Below are 23,586 nucleotides of genomic sequence, written 5' to 3'. Positions count from 1 at the left end.
ACCTCGACCATACGTACGCCCTCGGCGCGCTGCTCACCAGGGCTGGGACGCGATCGGCGGCGGGAATTCGCCCGGGGCCGGTACCGGTCAGTCCGTGACGTCGATCGGGCAGCGGTTGGTCTCCACCCCGGCGGCGGTGACGACCTGGACGTCCACGGTCCCCGGCTCGACCTCGACCGGGACGGGCACGGTGAGAACGGTGTCGGTCGGGTTGGCGAAGCCTCCGGCGACCGGGATCAGCGGTACGTGGACATGGACCGTGCCGATCCGTACGACGAGCCGGGCCAGCCGGTCGGGGCCGCCCGCGCCGGGCGGTACGAAGCCCGCGCCCCGGATCTCGATGTCGTCGCCGGTCCGGATGGGGGCGTCCAGGTCCCCGGCCTCCCGGGCCCGCACGACGGACAGCACGACGGGACGGCCGCCCTCCGCGTACTTCCCGGCGAAGTAGGTCGCCGCCGAGACCGCCACCAGCAGCGCGAGCCCCCACGGCAGGTCGGGCAGCTGCTCGGGGCGGCGGGCCAGTCGCACCGCGGCGAACAGCACGGCGACGGCGCTGACCAGCACGTACTGCACATCGGTGAAGGAGCCGCGCCCCGAGTCGTCGGTGAGCAGGTCGGCGGCGCGCGGCCGGTCGGCGCGCAGCTTCTGGAGCCGCTGGCCCAGCACCCGTACGGTCACCACGCGGCGCACGACGACGGCGACGGCGCACACGAGCGCCAGCACGGCCACGACCCCGGCGGAGCGCACGAGGTCGAGGCCCTCGATCAGCGCGTCCCTCTTCTCCGGGTCGGAGGCCCCGGCCAGTTGCAGCGCGAGCACGAGAACGGCGAAGACTGCCAGCAGCACCCAGGCCCCGGCGACCGTCCGGGAGGTGGAGAGCCGGTTGTCCTCCCCGATCAGCGGAGCGAGGAGGCCGCCCCGGGCGCGGTGGAAGCGGGCGGCGGCGGTGAGCAGCCCGGCCGTGAGGAGGGCGGCGATCAGCCCGGCGGTACGGGCGGTGGACCAGCCGGCCCCGATCGCGGTGAGGCTCGCACCGACGAGGAGGGCCCCGGCCGCACCCCAGACGGCGAACAACGTCCCCCGCCAGACCTGGTGGAGCCAGGCGTCACCGGCTTCCCGTGCCCGCTCGGCGACGGTACGGGCGGACCCGGTCAGCTCGTCGGACACCCACTGCCGGGACGCGGACGGTGACTGGGCGACCCCGGCGGGAAGCCCCTTGCCTGCCGCCAGTTCGTCCCGTTTGGCCAGGAACGCGGCGACGGCGCGCCGGTGTCCGCGACGGGCTCCGTGCGGGCAGTCGCCACACGTACAGCCGCCGCTGTGCGTGCCGCTCGTCCTGGATTCGTCCAACGCCACGGAGGATTACGCCCTTTCCCGCCCCGGTACAGCCAACTCACTCGCGATATCCGCGAATTGTGCCGTACCGGGCGGCCGCTGCCCGCATCGGGGCGGCCGACGGGCGGGGGCCGTCAGAATGTTCGAGCGATCCGCTGCCACAGGGGCTGGTAGTTGATCCAGGCCACCAGGTCGCCGCCGAGGTGGTCGCGGGTGGTGACGGCGTCCCGGTGCGAGATGAGGACGGGTTTCCCGGCGGCCCGCGCCAGCAGCTGCACCTGGCAGGCGCGCTCCATCGTGAGGAACCACCAGGCCGCCGCGTCCACCGAGCCGCCGACGGTCAGCAGCCCGTGGTTGCGCAGGATCACCGCCTTGTGCGGCCCGAGCGCGGCGGCGATCCGCCGGCCCTCGTCCTCGTCCACGACGACCCCGGAGTAGGCGTCGTACAGCGCGTGGTCCTCGTAGAAGGCGCAGGACTCCTGGGTGATCGGCTCGATGGGCTCCCCGAGCGCGGAGAGCGCCCGCCCGTGCACCGAGTGGGTGTGCGCGACGGCCACGGTGTCCGGGCGGGCCCGGTGAACCGCCGCGTGGACGGCGAACGCGGCCTGGTTGACGTGGAAACGGCCCCGGACCACCTGGCCGTCGCCGTTGACGAGGATCAGGTCCTGCGGGGCGAGGTCGGCGAAGGGCGCGCCGAACGGGTTGACCCAGCAGCAGTCGGCCAGCTCGGGGTCACGGGCGCTGATGTGTCCGGAGACCCCGTCCTCGTACCCGAGCTGCCCGAACAGCCGCAGCGCGCCCGCCAGCCGCTCCCTGCGGTACGCGCGTTCCTCGTCCGGTGAGGCGTGCACGGGCGGCATCGCGAACTGGAGCTGTTCGACGGGGATGGGGGCGGGGGCGGGCACGGCGACATGCTCGGACATGGCGGCTCCTCGGGTTCCCTGGGCGTACGCGACCGGAAGTTACCGCCGGGTGGGCCAGGTGGCCAGAGGTGTGACGCCCTTGGGCGGGGTCAGGTGCCGCGTCAGGCGCTGAGCACCAGATAGGCGAGCGTGAGGTACGAGCGGTAGCCGCCGTAGTAGCCGGTGCGGCGGGCGTCGATCTCGGCCGTCACCTCGGCGTGCAGCGGGTGGTCCGGGTGTTCCAGTGCCCAGCGCTGCCCGCGGCCGATCGGCCCCTCGGACTCGAAGAGGTCCCATTCGCGCTCGTCGGCGACGGTGACCTGGAGTGCGCGCAGCCCCACGGACTCCGCCAGCCGGATCAGCTCCAGCAGCGACCCGAAGTCGCCGGGCTCGGCCCCGATGCCCTCCAGTGCGGCGGGGGTCGGTTCCTTCAACCAGATCCCCTCGCCGAACAGGATCCGTCCGCCGGGGCGCACGGTGGCGGCGAGGGCGGTGAGGGCCTCACGGGTCGTGCCGGGCCAGGCGTGCGAGGAGCCGATGGAGACGGCGAGGTCGTACCCGCCCTCGGTCCACTCGGCGGCGGGCACCTCGTGGAACCGCACCCGGTCCGCGAGCCCTCGCGCCTCTGCGAGTCTCCGCCCGCGCGCCACGGCTGCCGGATCGGTTTCGACGCCGTCCCCGGTGGAGCCGGGCGCGGCTTCGACGAGCCGCATCAGCAACTCGCCCCAGCCGGAGCCGAGGTCGGTGATCCGCGATCCGGGAGCGGGATCGCAGGCGGCGATCAGCCGGGCCGCGTGTTCCTCGGAGAGCGGGGTGTTCCAGGTGAGGCGGTCGTTACCGGCGGCGGACACGATGGCGCGGACTTCTTGGGCGGACATGGGGGAGGAGCCTGGCACGGGGGGCGGGGCCCGTGCCAGCGGTTTCCAGGTCCAGGGCCCCGGTCCAGGGCCCAGGTCCAGGACCTAGGGGCGGCCTCGGTGGTAGATCTGCGTGAGGTCGATGTCGACCGGGAACGGGACGTCGAGGTTCATCTTCTTGCGGTGGATTCCGGTGGGCGTGTACGTGTCCGTCGCCGGGTCGAGTTCGTAGACGTAGACGACGGGCAGGTCATCCGGTCCCTGCTCGACCCGCCAGAAATGCCGCACCCCGGCCTCGGCGTACTTGCGCGGTTTGACGCCTCGGTCCCGGTCCTCGGAGTCGGGCGACACGACCTCGACGGCCAGGACGACGTCCTCCGGTGCATACCAGGTCTGGTCGGCGCCGGTGTCCGCCTCGGCGCGGTACACCAGCAGATCGGGCTCCGGGCGATTTCTGCGGTCCAGCCTGATCGTCATCTCCCGGTCCACGTCCAGATCCGCCGGCACGTGCGTGAGCAGTGCCGTCTCCAGCAACCACATGGCTCGCGTGTGGAACTTACGCTGCGGACTCATGAAGACGAGACTCCCGTCGATCAGCTCGGTGTGGGGCGGGAGGCCCGGAATCCGGTCGAGGTCGTCCGCCGTCCAGCCGCCCTCCGGCGGGACAGGCCACCGGTTCGGCTGCTGCTCAAGCCTGTGCTCGGGTGCGGCGCTCATAATTGCTCCCATACGCCGAAGTCTCGTCTCTTCACTCAGCGTACCCACCCGATACGACAATGCCGCCGCCCAGACGAATGAGCGACGGCATCGGCGTTGACCTGAGGGCTCTCAGGAGGCGGGAGGGGTCACTCCCACTCGATCGTCCCCGGCGGCTTGCTCGTCACGTCGAGGACGACGCGGTTGACGTCGGCGACCTCGTTGGTGATGCGGGTGGAGATCTTCGCCAGCGTCTCGTACGGCAGACGCGACCAGTCGGCCGTCATGGCGTCCTCGGAGGAGACCGGGCGCAGCACGATCGGGTGGCCGTAGGTGCGGCCGTCGCCCTGGACGCCGACCGAGCGGACGTCGGCGAGGAGGACCACCGGGCACTGCCAGATGTCGCGGTCCAGGCCGGCCGCCGTCAGCTCCTCGCGGGCGATGGCGTCGGCGTCGCGGAGCAGGTCCAGGCGCTCCTTGGTGACCTCGCCGACGATACGGATGCCGAGGCCGGGGCCGGGGAAGGGCTGGCGCTGGACGATCTCCTCGGGGAGGCCCAGCTCCTGGCCGACCATGCGGACCTCGTCCTTGAACAGCTGGCGCAGCGGCTCGACGAGCTGGAACTCGATGTCGTCGGGGAGTCCGCCGACGTTGTGGTGGGACTTGATGTTGGCGGTGCCGGTGCCGCCGCCGGACTCGACGACGTCCGGGTAGAGCGTGCCCTGGACGAGGAAGGCGACCTCCGGGCCGTCCTCCTGGAGGATCTCCAGCTGGGCCTGCTCGAAGACGCGGATGAACTCGCGGCCGATGATCTTCCGCTTCTGCTCGGGGTCGGAGACCCCGGCCAGGGCGTCGAGGAAGCGCTTCTGTGCGTCGACCACCTTGAGCTTCGCGCCGGTCGCGGCCACGAAGTCCTTCTCGACCTGCTCGGTCTCGCCCTTGCGCATCAGGCCGTGGTCGACGTACACGCAGGTGAGCTGGGAGCCGATGGCCTTCTGGACGAGGGCCGCGGCGACCGCGGAGTCCACGCCGCCGGAGAGGGCGCAGATGGCGCGCTTGTCGCCGACCTGCTCGCGGACGAGCGCGATCTGCTCCTCGACGACGTTGGTCGTGGTCCAGTTCGGCTCGATGCCCGCGCCGCGGTAGAGGAAGTGCTCCAGGACCTGCTGGCCGTGGGTCGAGTGCATGACCTCCGGGTGGTACTGGACGCCGTAGAGCTTCTTCTCGTCGTTCTCGAAGGCGGCGACCGGTACGACGTCGGTGGACGCGGTGACGGTGAAGCCCTCGGGGGCCGCCGAGCAGGCGTCGCCGTGCGACATCCACACCGGCTGCTCGGTGGGCGTGCCCTCGAAGAGCGTGGAGCCCGCCTTGGAGACGTGCAGCGGGGTACGGCCGTACTCACGGGCCCCGTTGTCGTCGACCGTGCCGCCGAGCGTGGTGGCCATCAGCTGGAAGCCGTAGCACATGCCGAAGACGGGCACCCCGGCCTCGAAGAGCGCGCGGTCCAGGGACGGCGCGCCCTCCGCGTACACCGACGAGGGGCCGCCGGAGAGGATGATCGCGCGCGGGTTCTTCGCCAGCATCTCGGCCACCGGCATGGTGGACGGGACGATCTCGCTGTAGACCCGGGCCTCACGGACACGGCGGGCGATGAGCTGGGCGTACTGCGCGCCGAAGTCGACGACGAGGACCACGTCGGCCGTGGCGTCGGGGGCGGCGGGGGGTGCTGCTGGCACGGGGGCGGCCTTCCGGCGGTGGTGAAGGGGGTTGGTTCTTCCGATTCTACCGGCCGTGCGCGGACCCTCCGCCGGGCCGGCGGAGGGGGCCGGCGGCCTCGGGACCGGTGCTCGTCGCGTCTCAGGATCCGGGCCCCGTTTTGTGGGGGCCGCTGGAGCGGGGCCATACTGTGCCCCATGCGTCAGCACACGACCTTCGTCTTTACCTATGGCATCCGGCCCGCCGGCTGCCATGGTCGTGCTGCTTGAGCTACTGACAAGCAACGTTCCAGGCGCCCCGGGCCAGCAGGCCCGGGGCGTCTCGCGTGTCCGGGCCTTCTCGCCCCGGGGGGCCGTCACCCCACCGGGAGTCACCACCATGAGCAGCACCACCGGCACCGCCGCCGTCACCCCCGCCGAGCTGACCGGCGCCCGCACCGACGAGGCCGCCGTCCTGATCGGCGGCGCCCGGGAGCGCATCGACGCCCTCGACGACCGGATCATCGGCCTCGTCCAGGAACGGATGGCCGTCTCGGCGGTGATCCAGCAGGCCCGCATCGCCTCGGGCGGCCGACGGGTCAACCTCTCCCGGGAGACGGCCGTACTCGGCCACTACAGGGACGCGCTGGGCAAGCCGGGCACCGCGCTGGCGATGACGCTCCTGGAGCTGTGCCGCGGCCGGGTGTGAGGCCGGCCGGCGGAACCCGGACGGAACGGTTCTCCGTATGCCGCACGGGGGCCGTATCTACGTTCGGGACCCGTCTCACCCGTACGGCGCGTGACCGGGGGCGCGGTGCCTTCGTTGAGCCCGATGTCCGTGCCAACCAGGGGCGGCACCGGAGGAAACCACGCGTGGCTCCGCCGGGACGTGTGACGTACCGCAGGTACGTCGTGGGACCACGTCCCGGCGTAAGTGACCGGTCCGCAGGGGACAGCAGCCCGGTCACCCCATATGCGGCCGTACCCGGGGACGCCCGGGTCGGTCGCATCGGAAGTATCCCGGCGGAGGCCGGCTCCCCTCCTCCGCCCCTTCTCTGTCCTCCTCTGCCCCTTCTCCGTCCTTCTCCGCCGCCGGTCAGGCGTGCCGCCCAGCCCGTCGCCGTGCCGCCGTGAACAGCACCAGGCCCCCCGCCAGCGCCGCGGCCGCCGTGCCCGAGGCGATCAGGGCGCTCGATCCCGTCGAGGCGAGGCCGCCCCCGCCGCCAGCGCCCCCGGCCGTACCCGCCGGGCCGCCGCCGGACGTGGTGGAGGCCGAGGGTCCGGAGGTGCCGGACGGGCTCTCCTCCGGGTCCGGGGCCGAGGCCGGCGGGGTGGACGGTTCGCCGGGGCCGCCGGCGGGGCCGCCCGTCGAGCCGCCGGAGTCGGAGCCGCCGCCCTCGCCGTTGAGGATCAGGTGCGCGGTGTTGTTGGCGGGCTCGGGGTCGAACGGCAGTGCCGGGTTCTGCGGCCGGGTGCCGCGGACGGTCACCTCGCCGCTCGCGCCGATCAGGGCCTTGTCGATCCGCAGCTCGAAGGGCAGGCCGAGGTCGGCCCCTTCCCACACGGTCATCGAGGTGGCGCAGACGTAACGCGGGGCGGGGCTCTTCTGGTCCTCGCGGTACTTCCCGTTAGCGGTCACCGCACGGCAGCGGTCCGGCTTCGCGGTGACCGACGCCCCCTGCGGGACGGTGAAGTCGACGGTGGCGACGGGCTCGCCGGAGCGGAGGTGGCCGATCCAGGCGGGACCCTCGTTGCGGAAGCCGATGTCGGCCTTCACCGTGGTCCCGGCGGCTCCGGACGCCTCGTCGCCGTACGCCACGAAGTCGGCCGTGTTCTTCGTACGGAAGTCGGCCTCCTGCTGGTTGTCCTCCGGGGTGAGGTCACTGGCCCGGGCGGTCGCGCCCTGGTGGGAGGCCTTCGCCGGGACCGCCTTCAGCGCGGGGCCCGCGCCCCGCGCGAAGGGGGCGCCCGTACGCTGGGCGGCGCGCTCGGCGGCGCCGTCCTCGTGGATGCGGTAGACGAAGGTGTCGTAGTAGGCGCGGGTGGTGGCCTCGATGGTCAGCGGGGTCGCCAGGGTGTACGTCTCGCCCGCCTCGAAGGCGCCCTCGACGGAGCAGAGGGCCGTGGTCCAGCCGATGCCCGGGGCGTCCGGGCCGTCCGGGCCGTCCGGGCCGTCCACGGTGTACTCGCAGTTGGCGTAGCGCTGCGGAATGTCGAGGCCGCGGGAGTACATGAGGGTGAGCAGTACGCCGCCGGCGTCCCGGCTGCCCCGGTTGGTGAAGGTGATCGGGGCCTCCTGCTCGTCTCCCGGGTTCAGCTCCTGGTCGAAGGGCAGCCGGTGCATGACCAGGTCGGGGCCGCCGACCGTGAGCCGGGTGGTGAACGGGGTGAAGGTGGCGCCCTCCGCCTCGCCGGTCACCCTGATCGTGCCCGTGTCCCCGGCCCGGCTGCCCTCGGCGGCGGTGACCAGGAGGTCGGCGGCGGGCCGGCTGCCCGGCCGGATGCCCCGGTCCTCGCAGACCGCCTTCGCGCCGGTGACCTCGCAATCCGCGCCGCCGGACTCGCCGTCGAACGCCACCTCGGCGACGCCCTCGATGCCGCTGAGGTCGAACGTGAGCGTGAAGTCGCCCTCGTAACCGTCGTTCTCCTCGTCCTGGCTCGGGTTGTCGATGGTGAACCCGAGCGTGGAGTGCCGCGGCTCGCCGCTCTCCGGGTACGGGTTCAGCCCCGTCCCGGCGGGGCCGCCGAGGGCGAACACCGGTACGTCGGCGGCCCCCGCCGGGGCGGCCGCCCCGGCGAGCGAGGCCGCGGCCAGGAGACCCGCGGCGGCGAGGGAGCCCGCCGCACGGCGCAGCGCGATGCTCGGGGTGAAGGGTGTCATCGGGGACCTCTGGGACTCGGCGGAAGCTGTGTGACCGCTGTGACGGTCGTCGCGGTACGGGTTCGACCGCGCAGCTCACCGAAGAGTTGCCCGGAGGAAGATCACGGATTGGGTACGGGGGTGTTCCCGACGCCCTTCACGTCCGCCCCGGCCTCCGCCGTCCCCTTCGGCGGCACCACGGGGATGCCCAGGAACGGCAGCTTCAGCGCGCCGAACGCCTCCTTCGGCACGGTCGGCGCGAGCGGCTCGACAGGGGTGAGCCGCACGTAGGCCTCGCCCTGCTCCGGACGCGGGTCCGCCTCGCCCTTGTTGGGCCACAACGACATCGCGCGCTCGGCCTGGGCGGTGATGGTCAGCGAGGGGTTGACGCCGAGGTTGGCGGAGACCGCGGAGCCGTCGACGACGCTGATGCCGGGGTGGCCGTAGAGGCGGTGGTACGGGTCGATGACGCCCTCGTCGGCGTTCGCGCCGATCGGGCAGCCGCCGAGGAAGTGGGCGGTGAGCGGGGTGCCCATCAGTTCGCCGACGTTGGAGCCGGCGAAGCCGTTGATCTCCTCGGCGAGCAGGGTGGCGCTGTGGGTGGCCTCCGGTATCTGGGTCGGGTTGGGCGCGCCGTGGCCCTGGCGGGCGGTGAGCAGGCCCTTGCCGATGCCGCCCGGTTTGCGGTACGTCGTCAGGGAGTTGTCCAGCGACTGCATGACCAGGCCGATGATGGTGCGCTCGGACCAGTGGTGGTTGGAGAGCGAACGGGCGGCGAGAGTAGGGTGCTTGACCATGTTGGCGAGCCAGCCGCGCACCCGGTGGGCCCCGTAGGGCACCTGGAGTATCGACATCGCGCCCATGGCGTTGGAGCCCTTGCCGTAGCGGACGGGCTCGATGTGGGTGTTGTCGTCCGGGTGGATCGAGGAGGTGATCGCGACGCCCCGCGAGAAGTCGGCCTTCGCGGTGCCGTGCTTCTTGCGGTAGCGGCGGTCGCTGGTCTGGGAGCCGACCAGCGCCTCGGAGTTGGTACGGGTCAGCTCGCCGAGCCGCGCGGAGAGCCGGGGCAGCAGCCCCCGGTCCTTCATGGTGTGCAGCAGGGTCTGGGTGCCGTACGTGCCCGCGGCGACGACGACCTTGCGGGCGCGCAGCTTCGTGGGCTTCGCCCTGCGGCGGCGGTCGGTGGGGACGGTGAGGACCCGGTAGCCGCCCTCGGGGTCGTCGGTGACCGCGACGACGGAGGTCATCGGGTGGATGACCGCTCCGGCCTGCTCGGCGAGGTGGAGGTAGTTCTCGTTGAGGGTGTTCTTGGCCCCGTGGCGGCAGCCCGTCATGCACTCGCCGCACTCGGTGCAGGCCTTGCGGGCGGGGCCCGCGCCGCCGAAGTACGGGTCGGGGACGGTGGAGCCGGGCCTGGCCCTCGCGGCGCCGTCGGCGTCCTTGCCGTCGCCGAAGAAGACGCCGACCGGGGCCAGGTGGAAGGTGTCGCCGACGCCCATGGCCTCGGCCGCGGCCTTGAGGTGGATGTCTGAGGGGGTCATCGTCGGGTTGAGGCGGACCCCGAGCATGCGGCGGGCCTGGTCGTAGTACGGCTTCAGCTCGTCCTGCCAGTCGGTGATCGAGGCCCACTGCCGGTCCTCGAAGAACGGGGCGGGCGGCACGTACAGCGTGTTGGCGTAGTTGAGCGATCCGCCGCCGACCCCCGCCCCGGCGAGCACCATGACGTTGCCGAGGAGGTGGACGCGCTGGATGCCGAACAGGCCCAGCGCGGGGGCCCAGAGGTAGTTCTTCAGGTCCCAGGAGGTCTTGGGGAGGGTGCCGGGGGTGAAGCGGCGGCCCGCCTCCAGGATCCCGACCCGGTACCCCTTCTCGGTCAGCCGGAGCGCCGACACCGCGCCCCCGAAGCCCGATCCGACGACCAGGACGTCGTAGTCGTACGCGGCGTCGTCCTCGGCCGGGACATGGCTCACGGCCTGTTTCTGGGCAGGGCTGTCCTGGGACATGGCACTCCTCGGAACGGGATCGGTACGAAAAGGGCGGAAGTCGCTGGGCCCCCCGGGGCGTCAGCGCAGCCGGAACGCCTTCATCGCCTTGAGGCTGCTGGTCATGAGCGCGGCGTACTTCTCGTCGTCCATCCCGAAGGCGGGCGCGAGCGGCATCAGCCGCTGCTGGGCGATGGTCTGGGCCTCGGTGAACTTGAGGATGCCCTCGGAGCCGTGCCGTCGGCCGAGGCCGGAGTCCTTCATGCCGCCCATCGGGGCCTGGACGCTGCCGTACGCGGGGGCGAACCCCTCGTTGATGTTGACGGTGCCGGTGCGCAGCCGGGCGGCGACCGCGTGACCCCGCTTGGAGTCGGTGGTCCAGACGCTGGCGTTGAGGCCGTACGGGGTGGCGTTGGCCAGCGCGATCACCTCGTCCTCGTCGCTGAAGCGGTAGATCGAGACGACCGGTCCGAAGGTCTCCTCGGTGCAGACGGCCATCGGGGCCTCCACCCCGTCGAGGATGGTCGGCTCGTAGAACAGCGGGCCGATGTCGGGGCGTGCGACGCCGCCGGCGACGAGCTTCGCACCCTTCTCGACGGCCTCGTCGACGTGGCGCGTGACGGCCTCCAGTTGGCGTTCGCCCACGAGGGAGCCCATGTCGGCCCCGTAGGCGAGGGCGCTGCCGAGCCGCATGGCCTTCGTCCGGGTGGCGAAGCGCTCCACGAAGGCGTCGGCGACGGACTCGTGGACGTAGAGCCGCTCGATGGAGATGCAGAGCTGTCCGGCGGAGGAGAAGCAGGCGCGGACGGCTCCGGCGGCGGCCTTCTCGACGTCGGCGTCCTTCAGCACGAGCATGGCGTTCTTGCCGCCGAGCTCCAGGGAGACGCCGACCAGCCGGGACGCGGCGCCGACGGCGACCTCGCGGCCGGTGCGGGTGGAGCCGGTGAAGGAGACGTAGTCGGCGCGGCTGACGACCTCGGGTCCCACGACGGGCCCCTCGCCGAGGACGACCTGGAAGACCTCGGCGGGCAGTCCGGCCTCGATCAGCAGGTCGCGGGCCCACAGGGCGGTGAGCGCGGTCTCCGTGTCGGGCTTCATCACGACGGCGTTGCCGGAGACGAACGCGGGCAGCGCGTCGCCCACGGAGAGTTCGAGAGGGTAGTTCCAGGGGGCGATCTGGCCGACGACGCCGCGCGGCTGGCGCAGTTCGGTGACCTTGGTGAGGATCGGGACGACGCCGGTGTGGCGGCGGGGCTTGAGGTAGGCGGCGGCCTTGCGCCCGTAGTGGCGGGCGGCGACGGCGACGGCCTGCACCTCCTCGTGGGCGTGCAGGCGGGCCTTGCCGGTCTCCAGCTGGATGAGGTCGAGGACCTCGGACTGGCGGCTGAGGACGAGGTCGTGGAAGCGCAGCAGGACGGCGGCCCGCTGCCGTACGGGGACGGCGGCCCAGACGGGCTGGGCGGCGCGGGCCCGGTCGAAGGCGGTGGCGACGTCCTCGGGGGTGGACTCGGGCAGGTCGGCCAGCTTCTCCCCGGTGAAGGGGGTGTGGTTGGCCGTGCGGCCCGACCCGACGACGCCACGGGTCAGCTGGGCGATCACCTCGGGGGTGACCACGTCGGCGGCGGTGCGCACACCGGCGGGGGCGGCCGCCACGGGGTTCGTACCGAGAGGGGCGTCAGGGGCCTGCGAGTCCGTCATGAGGCCGAGAGTATGTCCAGCCGCAGCCTTTGGGTACCCGTGGGTAACAGTTTTTCGCAGGACCCCCCACCTACGCCGGACACCCTCCTCGAACGAGCCAGTGATCGCTGGCGATATAACCGCTGATCAGTGGCTATGCGGCCGATCGCCCCACGGCGGTCGGCCCGCGGCGCTCAGGAAGCGTGAATCTTCAGCCCCTCGGTGACCTTGGTGAAGATCGCGTCGCCGTCCTTCGCCGCGTCCCCCTTGGCGGGCATCCGCACCCGCACGTGCCAGTAGGGGTCGTTCTCCTTCTTGCCCGGGATCAGCAGCTCCCGGAGGCGGTAGCGCACCGGATCGTCGCCGGAGGAGGGGTAGGGGACGAACTCGGTGGTCATCTCGACCGCCTTGCGCCCCTCGTGCGTGGCGTCCTTGTACGTGACGGAGGCCTCCTCCATGTCCGTGGAGCTCGACGAGCCCTCCTCGTAGTACTCCTTGCGGGCCTTCGGGTCGACGCCGGGGTTGTCGTCCATGGTGTCCTCGCTCTTCGGGGAGCGGTGCCAGAAGGTGATCTCGAAGACGCCGCTGGGGTCCGCGTACCAGACCAGCTCGTCCTCGCCGTCCTCCTGGACCCGCTTGTACTCCTCCGGCACGGCGACGTCCGCCGACAGCACCTCGTTCTCCGGCCGGACCTGCCAGCCCTCGGGCGGTCCGTCGCCCGCGAACGGGTTCAGCAGGAGCAGGACGAGCGAGACCGCCACCGCCAGCGCCCCGCCGCCGAGCGCGAACTGCGCGACGCGGTTGCGGTGCAGCACGGGCGGCACCCACTTGCTGCCACCGCCTCCGCTTCCGCCCACGGGGACCGTCCCGTACGCGGAGGTCGCCTGCGCCGGGGCCGGGGACGCCAGCTGCTGGAGGGCCCGCCGGACCTCGGCGGCCGGCGGACGCGCCGCGGGGTCCTTGCGGAGCAGCTGCATGACGAGGGCGCCGAACGCGCCCGTGCCACGGGCGGGCACCTGCGGCTCGGCGGACAGCACGGCCTGGAGGGTGGCCGGGGTGTGCGAGCGGCGGTACGGGGACATCCCCTCGACCGCCGCGTACAGCACGACGCCCAGCGACCAGAGGTCCGACTCCGGTCCGGGGCGCTGCCCGAGGACCCGCTCCGGTGAGATGAACTCGGGCGAACCGACGAACGCCCCGGTCTCGGTGAGCTGCTGCTCGCCCTCGACCTGGGCGATCCCGAAGTCGGTGAGGACGACCCGGTCGCCGGTGCCGAGCATGACGTTGTCCGGCTTGACGTCCCGGTGCAGGATGCCGATCGCGTGGGCTGCCATCAGCGCGTCGAGGACGGCGAGTCCGATCCTGGCCGCCTCGCGGGGGTCCAGGGTGCCTTCCTGGAGGCGGTCGCCGAGCGACGGGCCGCGCACCAGCTCCATGACGATCCACGGCTTGCCGTCCTCGACGGCCACGTCGTGGACGGTCACGACGGAGGGGTGGTCGATCCGGGCGGCGGCCCGCGCCTCGCGCTGCATGCGCTGGTGCACCATGCTGTGCTCGCGCTCGCCGAGGTGTTCCGGTACGCGCGGTTCCTTGACGGCCACCTCCCGGTCGACGACCTCGTCGTGGGCCCGCCACACCGTGCCCATACCGCCGTGGCCGAGCCGGGCGAGCAGCCGGTAGCGCCCGCCGATCAGCCGGTTCACCGCGCTGTCCGGGGCGCTCGCGTGGACGGTCGGGGACGGAACGTGCGCCGGGGGTGAGGGATGCGGCGCGGGATGCGGCGCGCCGAAGCCGCCCGGTGTCTGCGGCGGCTGGAGTCCGTAGCTGGTGGGCTGGTTCGCCCATCCCCCGTGATCTGTCATGTACCCCATCCTGGATCACGCGCCGGGCCGGACACCACCGGGGGTGGAGACCGGATGCGCAGCCGTGACCGTCTCGCGACCCGGCCGGAGCATCGGCACCCGCAGGGCGCCGATGCTCACTGCTGGGGTTTCGGGGCGCTCCAACTGCGCAGCATGATGTCGAACTTCTCGCGGCTGGCCTCCCAGCCCTCCTGCGGGGCCGTCAGATACAGCGCGTACTCGGGGCCGCCGGGACCGCCGTAGTACATCTGGTCGATCCCGTGCCGGGGCCCCGGGTGGTCCTTGGTCTCGTTCCAGGTGAACTCCCAGAGGGCGCCCGGCCGGTCGCGGAAGGTGTTCTTCTCCATCCCGATCCGCTGATACCCCGGCAGCCGCTCGGAGAGCTGCTCCTCCATGTTCTCCGTGTGCAGATACGGATGCTCGAAGTCCGGGTCCGGGTCGACGCTGATGCGGATCCGGTGGGCCCCGCCGTCCGGCGTGTAGTCGATCTGCCCGTCCTGGACCTGCCGGGTCCAGTCCACCGGCACGACCAGGCTGAACCCCGCCGGGTCGTCGACCCGGTGCCAGCCGTCGGGTATCTCCGGTGCCCCCTCCGACGACGCGGCCGGATCCGGCGAGGTCTGCTCCGTGGAGCTCCGCTCCGGGGACGGTGTGCCGCCGGCGACCGTGCCGCCGCTCGTTCCGCCGGGGGCGTCCGAACCCTCCCGGTACTTCATCGCGAACAGCCCGGCCGCGCCCCCCAGGACGGCGGCGGCGACGACCACGACGAGCACCGTGCGCCACCGGGATTTGGCGCGCCGGGTCACCGGGGCGGAGGCGGGGCCGGTGACCGGAGCGGCCGCGTCCGGGCCGGGGGCGGGCGTTGTCGTGGCGGGGGTCGCTCCGGGCAGCCGGGCGGTGGCGCCGTCGGAACCGTCGGCGCCGTTCGGGCTGCCGGAACCGTCCGGGCCGCCGGGGCCGTTCGCGTCCCGGTGGGCGTACCGGGCGTCCTCGGAGAAGCGCTGGGTCGGCACGTGCGCCTGGGCGGCGCGGGGCTCGCGGCCGTCCATCGCGTCCAGCAGCATCTGCTCGGTCTGGGCGGCGGTGGGCCGGTCGTCCGGGTCCTTGCGGAGCAGCGCGGTGATCACGGCGCCGAGCGGGCCGGCGTTGACCGGGGCGGGCGGCTCCTCGGTGACGACGGCCTGCATGGTGGAGATCGGGGACGTACGGCGGAACGGGGAGGTCCCCTCGACCGCCGTGTACAGCGTCGCGCCCAGGGACCAGAGGTCGGAGGCCGGTCCGGGGTCGCCGCCGCGTACCCGTTCCGGGGCCAGGTAGTCGATGGAGCCGACCAGTTCGCCGGTCCGGGTGATGGTGGAGTCGCCCTCGATCGCGGCGATCCCGAAGTCGGTCAGCAGCACCTGCCCGTCGCGCGCCAGCAGCACGTTGCCGGGCTTGACGTCGCGGTGCAGCACCCCGGCCGCGTGCGCGGCGCGCAGGGCGCTCAGCACGTGCAGCCCGATCCGGGCCGCCTCGCGCGGGGCGAGCTCGCCGCTCTCCTTGGCGGAGTCGGCGAGCGAGGGCCCGTCGACGTACTGCATGACGATCCAGGGGCGGTTGTCGTACTCGATCACGTCGTGGACGGTGACGACGCCGGGGTGCGTGATGCGCGCCGCCGCCCGCGCCTCCTTCTGCGTCCTGGCGTGCAGGACGAGCCGGTCGGCCTCGGCGACGTACAGCCCGGCGGTCAGCTCCTTGACGGCGACCGTGCGGTGCAGCACCTCGTCGTGGGCGCGCCAGACCTTGCCCATGCCGCCCCGGCCGAGGACGTCGCCCAGCCGGTAGCGCCCCGCCAGCACCAGTCCCGCGTCCGTGCTCTGTGATCGATCCACGTGATGTCCCCGCCCCGTTCCTCGAATGGCCAGATTACGGAGGCGCGGCGGTGGGGCGGAACCGGGGATCGCCCACGAGACCGCACTGTGATGGTTGTCGGCACCGCACAACGCCCGTGCCGGAGCAGTAGCGATGACGTGTGATCAGGCCCAGGAACGGACGGTCACGCGCGCGGTCGGGTGTGACCGGCGGTCAGGTGACCCGGTAGGAGGCGATGGCCTGCTCGTAGATCTCGGTGACCTTGTCCCGGTCGCTCTCGGGCCCGATCACCTGGATGACGTGGTATCTGCCGTCGACGATCATGGCGAGATTACGGACGTACACCTCACGCCCGCCGCTCTCCTGCCAGGTGAACTGCCCCTCGGCCATGGCCTGCCGGCCGACGTCGACCCGGCGCAGTCCGGACGAGGAGGACCAGGTGGAGTCGCGGAACGGCTGGAGCTCGGGCTCCTTCTCCCGCTGGTAGTCCAGGGGATCGCCGCCCCCCGCCTTCACCGTGTCCCGGCCGGGCACCACGAGCAGGGTGAACCCGTCGCTGCCGTAGCGGATCTGCCGGTCCGCGTTGGCGGGGCTGCGCTGCCAGTCCTTCGGTACGCCGACCTCGAACCCCTCCGCGTCCTCACGGAGGGCGTAGCCGGGGGCGAGCGCCACGGCCGACCGGCTGGTCTGCGGCTGCTGGGAGCCGGGATCGGCGGACCCGCCCCCCGAGGCGGACGGCTCGGGCTCCCCCGAGGCGGCGGGCGGTGCGGCGGAGCCGGCGGGCGACGTCGGCGCTCCGCTGTCCTTGCCCGGCTCCTGCTTCGGCAGGAACATCACGGCGTACGCGACGGCGGCGGCCATCAGCAGCAGGATGAGGACGAGCAGCAGCCGGCCCAGGCTGCGCGGCGATGAGGACTCCTCGCCCCGGCGCGATGGTTCCCGCAGCACCCGGGGCCCCTTGGGCGCACGGGGTGCGCGGGCCGGACGCTCCTCCTCCCAGGTCTCCACGGGCATCCGCACGGACCGGTCGGGCGGCAGCAACGACTCCTGCCGGTCCCGCTGCTTGCCGCCGCCGCGCTGCTTCGGCGGCTGCTGCTGGCGCTTCCCCTGGCGGTGCCTGCCGTGCGCCGAGCCGCCGCCGAAACGGCCCCGGCGCCGGCGGACCAGCTCGCCCCGGCGGCGTACGACGGGGAGCCGGGCGGCGTCGGGCGCGGGCAGCGGCACGACGTCGGCGCCCGCCTCCGGCTCCGGCGCGGAGCGCACCAGCGAGCGCAGCCAGCCGCGCAGCTCCTCGAAGTCCGGCCGCTCCGTGGGGTCCTGGCGCAGCAGCGACTCGACGACGGGCCGCAGCGGGCCGCACTCCTCCGCGAAGGCGGGCGGCTCCCCGCACACCATCTGGACGAGCTCGGCCGCGTTCTCCTCGGGGTAGGGGGCGTGGCCCTGGACGGCGCGGTAGAGCAGTGCGCCGAGCGCCCACAGGTCGGTGGCGGGGCCGATGGGGGGCGCGAGCTGCCAGTTCTCGTGGACGGGACCCGCCTGTTCGGGGGCCCAGCGCTCGGTGACGGCTCCGACGACGGCGATACGTGCCTGGCGGGCGCGTTCGGCGGCGAGCGGGGTGGCGGGGCCCCGGTAGACGGCGGGCTCGTCGCCGCCCGCGACGGCCTCCTCCCAGGCGCCGGGGGCGGTCCGCCCGTCCCGGGGCGGTGCGGTGCGGGCGAGCTGCTTGGGGGCCGGGGCCGCCGGGCCGGGCCGCCGGGAGTCGGCGCGCAGCGCGTCCTCGCCGGAACCGCCCGCGGAGACGGGCCGCGCACCGGGTCCGTCGTCCCACGTCCCGGCGAGGTGCACGCGGCGGCCCGGCGGCCGGGGGCCGTCCTCGTCGTCCTCGTCGTCCTCGTCGTCATAGGGGCCCTCGGCGGGCCGGCCCCAGGGGGAGGTGAGGTGGGGGGCCACGGGGGCGCCAGGGGCCGGGGCCCCGGGCGCCGGGCGCTGCGGCGGGAGGATGCCGGTGTCGGCGTCCGCGTCGGCTCCCGCTCCCGCTCCGGCTCCGGCTCCGGCTCCGGTGATTCCGCTGGTGCCCGGGGCGGGCGTGCGCCCTTCCGGCGGCGACTTCGTGAGGTCGGCCGGGGCGCGGTCGGTCTGCTGCCGGTCCTCGGTGACCCGGGCGGCGGCCCGTGCGCCCGCCCGGTAGGCGGCGATGGCTCCGGCGCGCGCGGCCCGCAACTGGGCGGCGCTCGCGGCGCCCGGCTCGGCGGGGGGCGGCACGGCGGTGTACGGGACGGCGGGTGCGGCGGGGCGCGGGACGATCTCCTGGCCGGCGTGCGACGCGAAGCGCTCGGCTTCCGGGCCGCCCGGGGGCAGGTCGTACCGGTCGCCGGACCGGTCCTCGGCCCGGTCGCCGTACCGGTCGTCGTCCCTCTCGTCGTCCCTCTCGCCGTCCCGGTCGTCGTCCTGGCGCGGTGCATAACCCTGCGGCAGCGACGGAACGGGAAGCCCCTGGTCCGCCCGGTACGGCCGGTCCCCCCCGTACGGCCGGTCCGCCCGACCGTCGCCCCGGTCGCCGTCGTCACCGGCGTACTCCTGGACGTCCACGTCCACGTCCACGGCATCGTCCGCGTACTCCACGTACTCCGCGTACTCCTGGACGTCCGCGTCCGCGTCCGCGTACTCCGTGTGCTCCTCGACGGCCGCGTAGCCCTGGCCGTCGTCGACGGATCCGTAGCCGTCGACCGGTGCGTACTCCGTTTCGCTCCTGGCCGCCGGGAGCGCGTAGGCCCCGTCGAGCGCTCTCGGCGGGGCGGCCTCGAAGGCCGGGATGCCGTACGTCGTGGGGCCGGCCACCGGGTCGGTGTCGGGCGCCGGTCCGGGGGCGTATCCGCAGAGCGCCTCCTCGGCGGCGCCCGCCGCGAGACCGGTGAGCATGACACGGCCGTCGTCGCACACCAGGACCGTGCGCACGGTGATGTTGCGATGGGTCCAGCCGTGGGCGTGCAGCACCCGCAGGGCGGTGAGCACGTCGGAGCCGATCTCGGCCGCCCGGTAGGGGTTGAGGGGGCGTTCGGCGAGGAGGGCGGCGAGCGGGCGGGCCGCGACGAGCTCGCTCACTATCCACAACGAGCCCGCTTCGGCGAACACGTCGAAGACCTGGTCGAGCCGGGGATGGTCGGGCACCTGGGCGGCGGCCTGCGCGGCCTCGATCGCCCTCCGGACCGCCGGGTCCGTGCTGCGGCGGACCGCTCGCCCGGGGGCGCGTCCGGATGATGCGGAGGGCCGGCCGTCGGCGTCGAGCACCTCCGCGTCCACGATCTCCGGCAACGGCACCTGGCGGACCAGGACTTCCTGTCCGCTGTACGTGTCGAACGCCCGGGTCTCGGCCAGTTCGTACCCATCGGACGGGGGCAGCGGAAGGCGGTAGCGGTCGGCAAGCACCCGACCCGCGTAGTCGTCCACGACGCCTCCCCAGAGCGCGCTCTTCCCCCGGTCACCGGAGGCGCACTTATCCGTCGGTCACGGTCATTCGGCGGACAATTGACCCGCTGTTCCGGCTGCGTACGGTCCCCGGCCTCTTACGATACGTGGCAACACGGGCCGCCGGGCCGGGTCGCGCCAACCCGGTCCGCACAAACGTTTCCCACCGACCGGTCCAGGGCGTTCCCGACCCGTCGACGGGCGTGCCCAGGCGGTCGGTCGGCACGTGCCCAGGCGCGCAGTCGGCACGTGCCCAGCGGTCAGTCAGTGGGCGTGAACGTGGCGAACGCCGTTTCGCGCAGCGTCCGGCACTCGTCGTCCTCCCACTCGCCCACCTTGCAGCTGATCATGATCGAGTAGCCACGCTTGGCGTCCACCTTGAACCCCCGGTTGAGCACCTTGACCCGGACGCCGTTGTGGTTGCGTTCGAACGTCCAGTCCGCGACGGTCGGATAGCCGTTGTACTCGACCTTCTTTATGCTGCCGTGCTTGTAGCCGTCGCTGAGAACCTTGGCGCTCCCGACGGCCCCGCGCCAGGCGGCAGCCGCGTCGTCCTTGGGCGAGCTGTTGAAGTCGACCTGGACGCGGGGGAAGCTGCCCCGCTTGTCGTTGTAGATGCCGCCGGAGTTGCTGCCCGCGATGTCGGTGCGCTTGAAGCCCTCGGGCATCGCCATGGTGAAGTGGAACCGGGCGTCGGTGACCTCCTCGTACCCGGCGGGCAGGGCGTCGCCCGGGGCCGCCCCGTCGTCCCCGTCGTCGTCGGAACCGGAGTCGTCGGCGTCGCCGGAGTCGTCGTCGGCGGACGGGTCGGCGGAGGCCCGGCCGTCGCCCGTTCCCTGGCCCTCCTTCTGCCCGTCGCCCTTCTCGCCGGCCGAACCGCCGCCGGTGTCGCCGGCCTTGTCGTCGGCGCCGCCGGCCGAGGCTCCGGCCGAGGCGGCCGTGTCGCCGCCCTTGTCCGCTTCGTCGCCGCCGAGCGTGAGCGCGAGGACCGTGCCGAGAAGGGCCAGGGCGACGACGGCCGCGATGATCGCGAGGGTGCGGCGGGGCACCACGTCGGTGATCGAGGCACGCGTGGACGCGACCGAGGACGGCGGGCGCTGCCCGGGTACGGACCCACTCGCCGCCGCGGATTTCGAGGCGCCGGCGGTCGCCGCGGCGGCTCCCTTCGCGGTCGCCGGGTCGGACGCGGCGGGCTTCGCACCCGGGGCGGAAGTCCCGGGCGGTGAAGGAGGCTTGGGCGGGGTGGCGGGCGGTCCGCCGGCCGCCACGGCCGGAGAGCCCGCCGACGCGGCGGCGGCACCCGCCGCGGCTCCCGCGGCCGCCGCGGGGGTCTTCGCGTTGCGCACGGAGCGCAGGGCTCCGCGCAGCCGGTCGCGGGAACCGCCGCCGGACTCGCCCGACCCGGTGGGCTGCTTCGGCGGCTTCGGGGCCTTGGGCTGCTTCGGCGTCCTCTTGACGAGGGGGTCGGCGGCGGGCGCCGGCGGCAGCGCCATGATCTGAGTGGAGTCCGCGGGGGCCGGAGCGGGAACGTCGGGGGCATTGATGACGTCGTTGAGCAACGCCCGCGCCCCGGCGTCGTCGAGGCGCTGGTCGGGGTCCCGGGCGAGCAGCCCGTAGATGACCTCGGTGAGCGGTCCGGCGTTCTTCGGCGGGTCGAGCGGTTCGGTCATCACGGCCGTCAGGGTGGCGATGGCCGAGCCCTTGTCGTACGGCGGGCAGCCCTCGACGCTCGCGTACAGCAGTCCGCCGAGGGACCACAGGTCCGCGGGCGGGCCCGGCTTGTGACCGCGGGCCCGCTCCGGCGAGATGTACGAGGGTGCGCCGACGAGCATGCCGGTGGAGGTGACCGACGGGTCCCCCTCGACCTGGGCGATGCCGAAGTCGGTGAGCACGACGCGCCCGTCCTCCGCGATCAGCACGTTGGACGGCTTCACGTCGCGGTGCAGGATGCCCTCGCGGTGCGCCGAGCGCAGCACGTCGAGGATGGCCAGCCCGACCTCCGCGGCCCGCCTCGGCGTCAGCGTGCCGTCCTCGCGGATCGCCTCGGCGAGCGACTTGCCCTCGATCAGCTCCATGACGATCCACGGGCGGTCGTCCTCGTCGACCACGTCGTAGACGGTCACCGCGCTGTTGTTGCGGATCCGTGCGATCGCCTTGGCCTCACGCAGTGTGCGCGTGATCAGCCGGCGTTTCTCGTCCTCGTCGATCGCCCCGGGGAACCGCAGTTCCTTGACCGCGACCGTGCGGCCGAGCGTCTCGTCGTCGGCGCGCCAGACCGTACCCATGCCGCCTCGGCCGAGCACCTCACCGAGCCGGTAGCGCCCCGCGAGGAGACGACCGTCCTTGTCCCGTTGGGGCTCCCGTGCCTGCTCCGCCTCCGACATGCGTCCCCTCTGCGATCAACCCGCCCTGGCAGAGCGTTCATTGTCCCTCACCCCGGGACCGGTCCTGGTGCCGGGTCCGGGGTCCGCCGCGCCGCGGCTCGAAGAGGGAAGCCCCCACAGCCTCCTACCAACCCGGCCTCCCCGTCCAGGCCGGTCCGGGCAGCCCCCGCCGCCCCACCGGGCCGGCGGAGCCCAACTGGCCCGGTGAAGACGGGCGGTGACCGCGCCACAGAGACGCGCGGACTCCGGGAGGGCGTGTCCTAGATCGGCACAATGTCCGGTGCGCCGAGCCGGGCCGCGTCCGCCGTGAGGTCGTCGGGCTGCCGCTGCGATTCGCGTTCGGCCTCCACCCGCTTCTCGTAGTGCTCGACCTCCCGGTCGATCCGCCCTTCGTCCCAGCCCAGCACCGGCGCCATCAGCTCCGCGCAGAGCCGGGCGCTGCGGGTGCCCCGGTCGAAGGTCTCGATGGAGATCCGGGTGCGCCGGGTCAGCACGTCGTCCAGATGGCGGGCGCCCTCGTGGGAGGCCGCGTAGACGATCTCGGCGCGCAGATAGTCGTCGGCGGCGGGCAGGGGTTCGCCCAGGGTGGGGTCGGCGAGGATCAGTTCCAGAATCTCCTCGGTCATTGAGCCGTACCGGTTGAGCAGATGCTCCACCCGGGCGACATGGAGTCCGGTCCGGGCCGCGATCCGGGCGCGCGCGTTCCACAGGGCCTTGTATCCCTCGGCCCCCAGGAGCGGGGTGTCCTCCGTGACGCAGGCGGCGACCCGCTGGTCGAGTCCGTGCACCGCCTCGTCCACCGCGTCCTTGGCCATGACCCGGTACGTCGTGTACTTGCCGCCCGCCACGACGACGAGGCCGGGCGCGGGGTGGGCCACCGTGTGCTCGCGCGACAGCTTGCTGGTGGCGTCCGACTCGCCGGCCAGCAGCGGTCGCAGTCCGGCGTAGACGCCCTGGACGTCGTCCCTGGTCAGCGGGGTGTTGAGGACGGAGTTGACGTGCTGGAGGAGGTAGTCGATATCGGCGCTGGAGGCGGCCGGGTGGGCCTTGTCCAGGTCCCAGTCGGTGTCCGTGGTGCCGATGATCCAGTGCCGGCCCCAGGGGATGACGAAGAGGACGGACTTCTCGGTGCGCAGGATGAGCCCGGTGGAGGAGTGGATGCGGTCCTTGGGGACGACCAGGTGGATGCCCTTGGACGCCCGGACGTGGAACTGTCCGCGCTCGCCGATGAGCCCCTGGGTGTCGTCGGTCCACACACCGGTCGCGTTGACCACCTGCTTGGCCCGGATCTCGTACTCCGTGCCGCCCTCGACGTCCCGCACCAGCGCGCCCACGACCCGCTCGCCCTCGCGGAGAAAGCCGATCACCCGGGCCGCGTTCGCCACCTGGGCCCCGTAGGACGCGGCGGTGCGCACCAGCTCGGTGACGAAGCGGGCGTCGTCCATCTGTGCGTCGTAGTACTGGAGGGCGCCGACCAGGGCGTCCTTCTTCAGCGCGGGGGCGACCCGCAGGGCGTGCTTGCGGGAGAGGTGGCGGTGGACGGGGAGGCCGCGGCCGTGTCCGGAGGAGACCGACATCGCGTCGTACAGCGCGACGCCGGAGCCGGCGTAGAGCCGCTCCCAGCCCTTGTGCTGCAAGGGGTAGAGGAAGGGCACGGGCTTCACCAGGTGCGGGGCCAGCCGCTCCAGGAGCAGCCCGCGCTCCTTGAGCGCCTCCCGGACCAGGGCGAAGTCGAGCATCTCCAGATAGCGCAGCCCGCCGTGGATCAGCTTGCTCGACCTGCTCGATGTGCCGGACGCCCAGTCGCGCGCCTCGACCAGGCCGGTCGAGAGGCCTCTGGTGGCGGCGTCCAGCGCCGTGCCCGCGCCGACCACGCCCGCCCCCACGACCAGCACGTCCAGTTCGCGCTCGGCCATGGCGGCGAGCGCGACGGTGCGCTCGGCGGGTCCCAGTGTCGCTGTCCTCACTGCTGCCTCCCGGTGGATCGGGGTGGTCGGACACGGGAGTGCCACCCGGCCGAG

At 73.3% G+C, this 23,586-nt stretch carries 14 protein-coding genes; 1 reads left to right on the top strand and 13 read right to left on the bottom strand.

All coding sequences use genetic code 11. The annotated features are described in order from the left end of the window. Positions 1–87 precede the first annotated feature (87 nt). From AB0F29_RS19140 to guaA, 5 genes are all read right to left on the bottom strand, one after another. The gene (locus AB0F29_RS19140) at positions 88–1,356 is read right to left on the bottom strand and encodes a hypothetical protein (protein WP_361873466.1); all 1,269 of its coding nucleotides are present in this window, start codon (positions 1,354–1,356) and stop codon (positions 88–90) included. A gap of 113 nt (positions 1,357–1,469) precedes the next feature. Further along, on the bottom strand, positions 1,470–2,258 hold the full coding sequence (locus AB0F29_RS19135) for a class II aldolase/adducin family protein (protein WP_361873464.1): 789 nt from the start codon (positions 2,256–2,258) through the stop codon (positions 1,470–1,472). A 101-nt stretch (positions 2,259–2,359) separates the two neighbouring features. Beyond that, on the bottom strand, positions 2,360–3,115 hold the full coding sequence (locus AB0F29_RS19130; protein ID WP_361873462.1) for a class I SAM-dependent methyltransferase: 756 nt from the start codon (positions 3,113–3,115) through the stop codon (positions 2,360–2,362). An 84-nt stretch (positions 3,116–3,199) separates the two neighbouring features. Then, entirely contained in the window at positions 3,200–3,811 is a 612-nt protein-coding gene (locus tag AB0F29_RS19125; protein ID WP_361873460.1) for a Uma2 family endonuclease, read from the bottom strand. Positions 3,812–3,939: 128 nt separating this feature from the next. Then, on the bottom strand, positions 3,940–5,526 hold the full coding sequence (guaA, locus tag AB0F29_RS19120; protein WP_361873458.1) for a glutamine-hydrolyzing GMP synthase: 1,587 nt from the start codon (positions 5,524–5,526) through the stop codon (positions 3,940–3,942). 358 nt (positions 5,527–5,884) lie between these two features. On the opposite strand from guaA, the gene AB0F29_RS19115 reads away from it, so the two are divergent. Continuing rightward, a complete protein-coding gene (locus AB0F29_RS19115) occupies positions 5,885–6,193 on the top strand; it encodes a chorismate mutase (protein WP_361873456.1) in 309 nt (102 codons plus the stop codon). Positions 6,194–6,580: 387 nt separating this feature from the next. Here AB0F29_RS19115 and AB0F29_RS19110 read toward each other — a convergent pair whose 3' ends face one another. The 8 genes from AB0F29_RS19110 to AB0F29_RS19075 all read right to left on the bottom strand — a co-directional run bounded on the left by AB0F29_RS19110 (position 6,581) and on the right by AB0F29_RS19075 (position 23,532). Then, entirely contained in the window at positions 6,581–8,365 is a 1,785-nt protein-coding gene (locus tag AB0F29_RS19110) for a peptidase (RefSeq protein ID WP_361873454.1), read from the bottom strand. 101 nt (positions 8,366–8,466) lie between these two features. Further along, positions 8,467–10,347 (bottom strand): GMC family oxidoreductase, encoded by a 1,881-nt coding sequence (locus AB0F29_RS19105; protein ID WP_361873452.1) that lies wholly within the window; start codon positions 10,345–10,347, stop codon positions 8,467–8,469. Between the two features lie 60 nt (positions 10,348–10,407). Then, the gene (locus AB0F29_RS19100; RefSeq protein ID WP_361873450.1) at positions 10,408–12,024 is read right to left on the bottom strand and encodes a succinic semialdehyde dehydrogenase; all 1,617 of its coding nucleotides are present in this window, start codon (positions 12,022–12,024) and stop codon (positions 10,408–10,410) included. Between the two features lie 173 nt (positions 12,025–12,197). Beyond that, positions 12,198–13,865 carry a serine/threonine-protein kinase gene (locus AB0F29_RS19095; RefSeq protein ID WP_361873449.1) on the bottom strand — a complete coding sequence of 556 codons (1,668 nt, stop codon included), beginning with the start codon at positions 13,863–13,865 and terminating at the stop codon, positions 12,198–12,200. Between the two features lie 116 nt (positions 13,866–13,981). Then, on the bottom strand, positions 13,982–15,736 hold the full coding sequence (locus AB0F29_RS19090; RefSeq protein ID WP_361873447.1) for a serine/threonine-protein kinase: 1,755 nt from the start codon (positions 15,734–15,736) through the stop codon (positions 13,982–13,984). A 193-nt stretch (positions 15,737–15,929) separates the two neighbouring features. Further along, positions 15,930–19,163: a protein kinase gene (locus AB0F29_RS19085; RefSeq protein ID WP_361873445.1), complete on the bottom strand. Its 3,234-nt coding sequence runs from the start codon at positions 19,161–19,163 to the stop codon at positions 15,930–15,932. A gap of 278 nt (positions 19,164–19,441) precedes the next feature. Next, entirely contained in the window at positions 19,442–21,565 is a 2,124-nt protein-coding gene (locus AB0F29_RS19080; RefSeq protein WP_361873443.1) for a serine/threonine-protein kinase, read from the bottom strand. 260 nt (positions 21,566–21,825) lie between these two features. Then, positions 21,826–23,532, bottom strand: a complete 1,707-nt coding sequence (locus AB0F29_RS19075; RefSeq protein WP_361873441.1) for a glycerol-3-phosphate dehydrogenase/oxidase — start codon at positions 23,530–23,532, stop codon at positions 21,826–21,828. Positions 23,533–23,586: the final 54 nt, after the last annotated feature.

The organism is Streptomyces sp. NPDC026589 (assembly GCF_040638385.1).
Taxonomy (GTDB): Bacteria; Actinomycetota; Actinomycetes; order Streptomycetales; family Streptomycetaceae; genus Streptomyces.
The sequence above is the reverse complement of the archived record's forward strand: the minus strand, read 5'-3'. Positions and strand labels throughout refer to the sequence as shown.

Bases quoted from the DNA above. Each gene is read 5' to 3' on its own strand.
- AB0F29_RS19135 (WP_361873464.1), bottom strand. From the start codon at position 2,258: ATGTCCGAGCATGTCGCCGTGCCCGCCCCCGCCCCCATCCCCGTCGAA.
- AB0F29_RS19130 (WP_361873462.1), bottom strand. From the start codon at position 3,115: ATGTCCGCCCAAGAAGTCCGCGCCATCGTGTCCGCCGCCGGTAACGAC.
- AB0F29_RS19125 (WP_361873460.1), bottom strand. From the start codon at position 3,811: ATGAGCGCCGCACCCGAGCACAGGCTTGAGCAGCAGCCGAACCGGTGG.
- AB0F29_RS19115 (WP_361873456.1), top strand. From the start codon at position 5,885: ATGAGCAGCACCACCGGCACCGCCGCCGTCACCCCCGCCGAGCTGACC.
- AB0F29_RS19110 (WP_361873454.1), bottom strand. From the start codon at position 8,365: ATGACACCCTTCACCCCGAGCATCGCGCTGCGCCGTGCGGCGGGCTCC.
- AB0F29_RS19105 (WP_361873452.1), bottom strand. From the start codon at position 10,347: ATGTCCCAGGACAGCCCTGCCCAGAAACAGGCCGTGAGCCATGTCCCG.
- AB0F29_RS19100 (WP_361873450.1), bottom strand. From the start codon at position 12,024: ATGACGGACTCGCAGGCCCCTGACGCCCCTCTCGGTACGAACCCCGTG.
- AB0F29_RS19095 (WP_361873449.1), bottom strand. From the start codon at position 13,865: ATGACAGATCACGGGGGATGGGCGAACCAGCCCACCAGCTACGGACTC.
- AB0F29_RS19080 (WP_361873443.1), bottom strand. From the start codon at position 21,565: ATGTCGGAGGCGGAGCAGGCACGGGAGCCCCAACGGGACAAGGACGGT.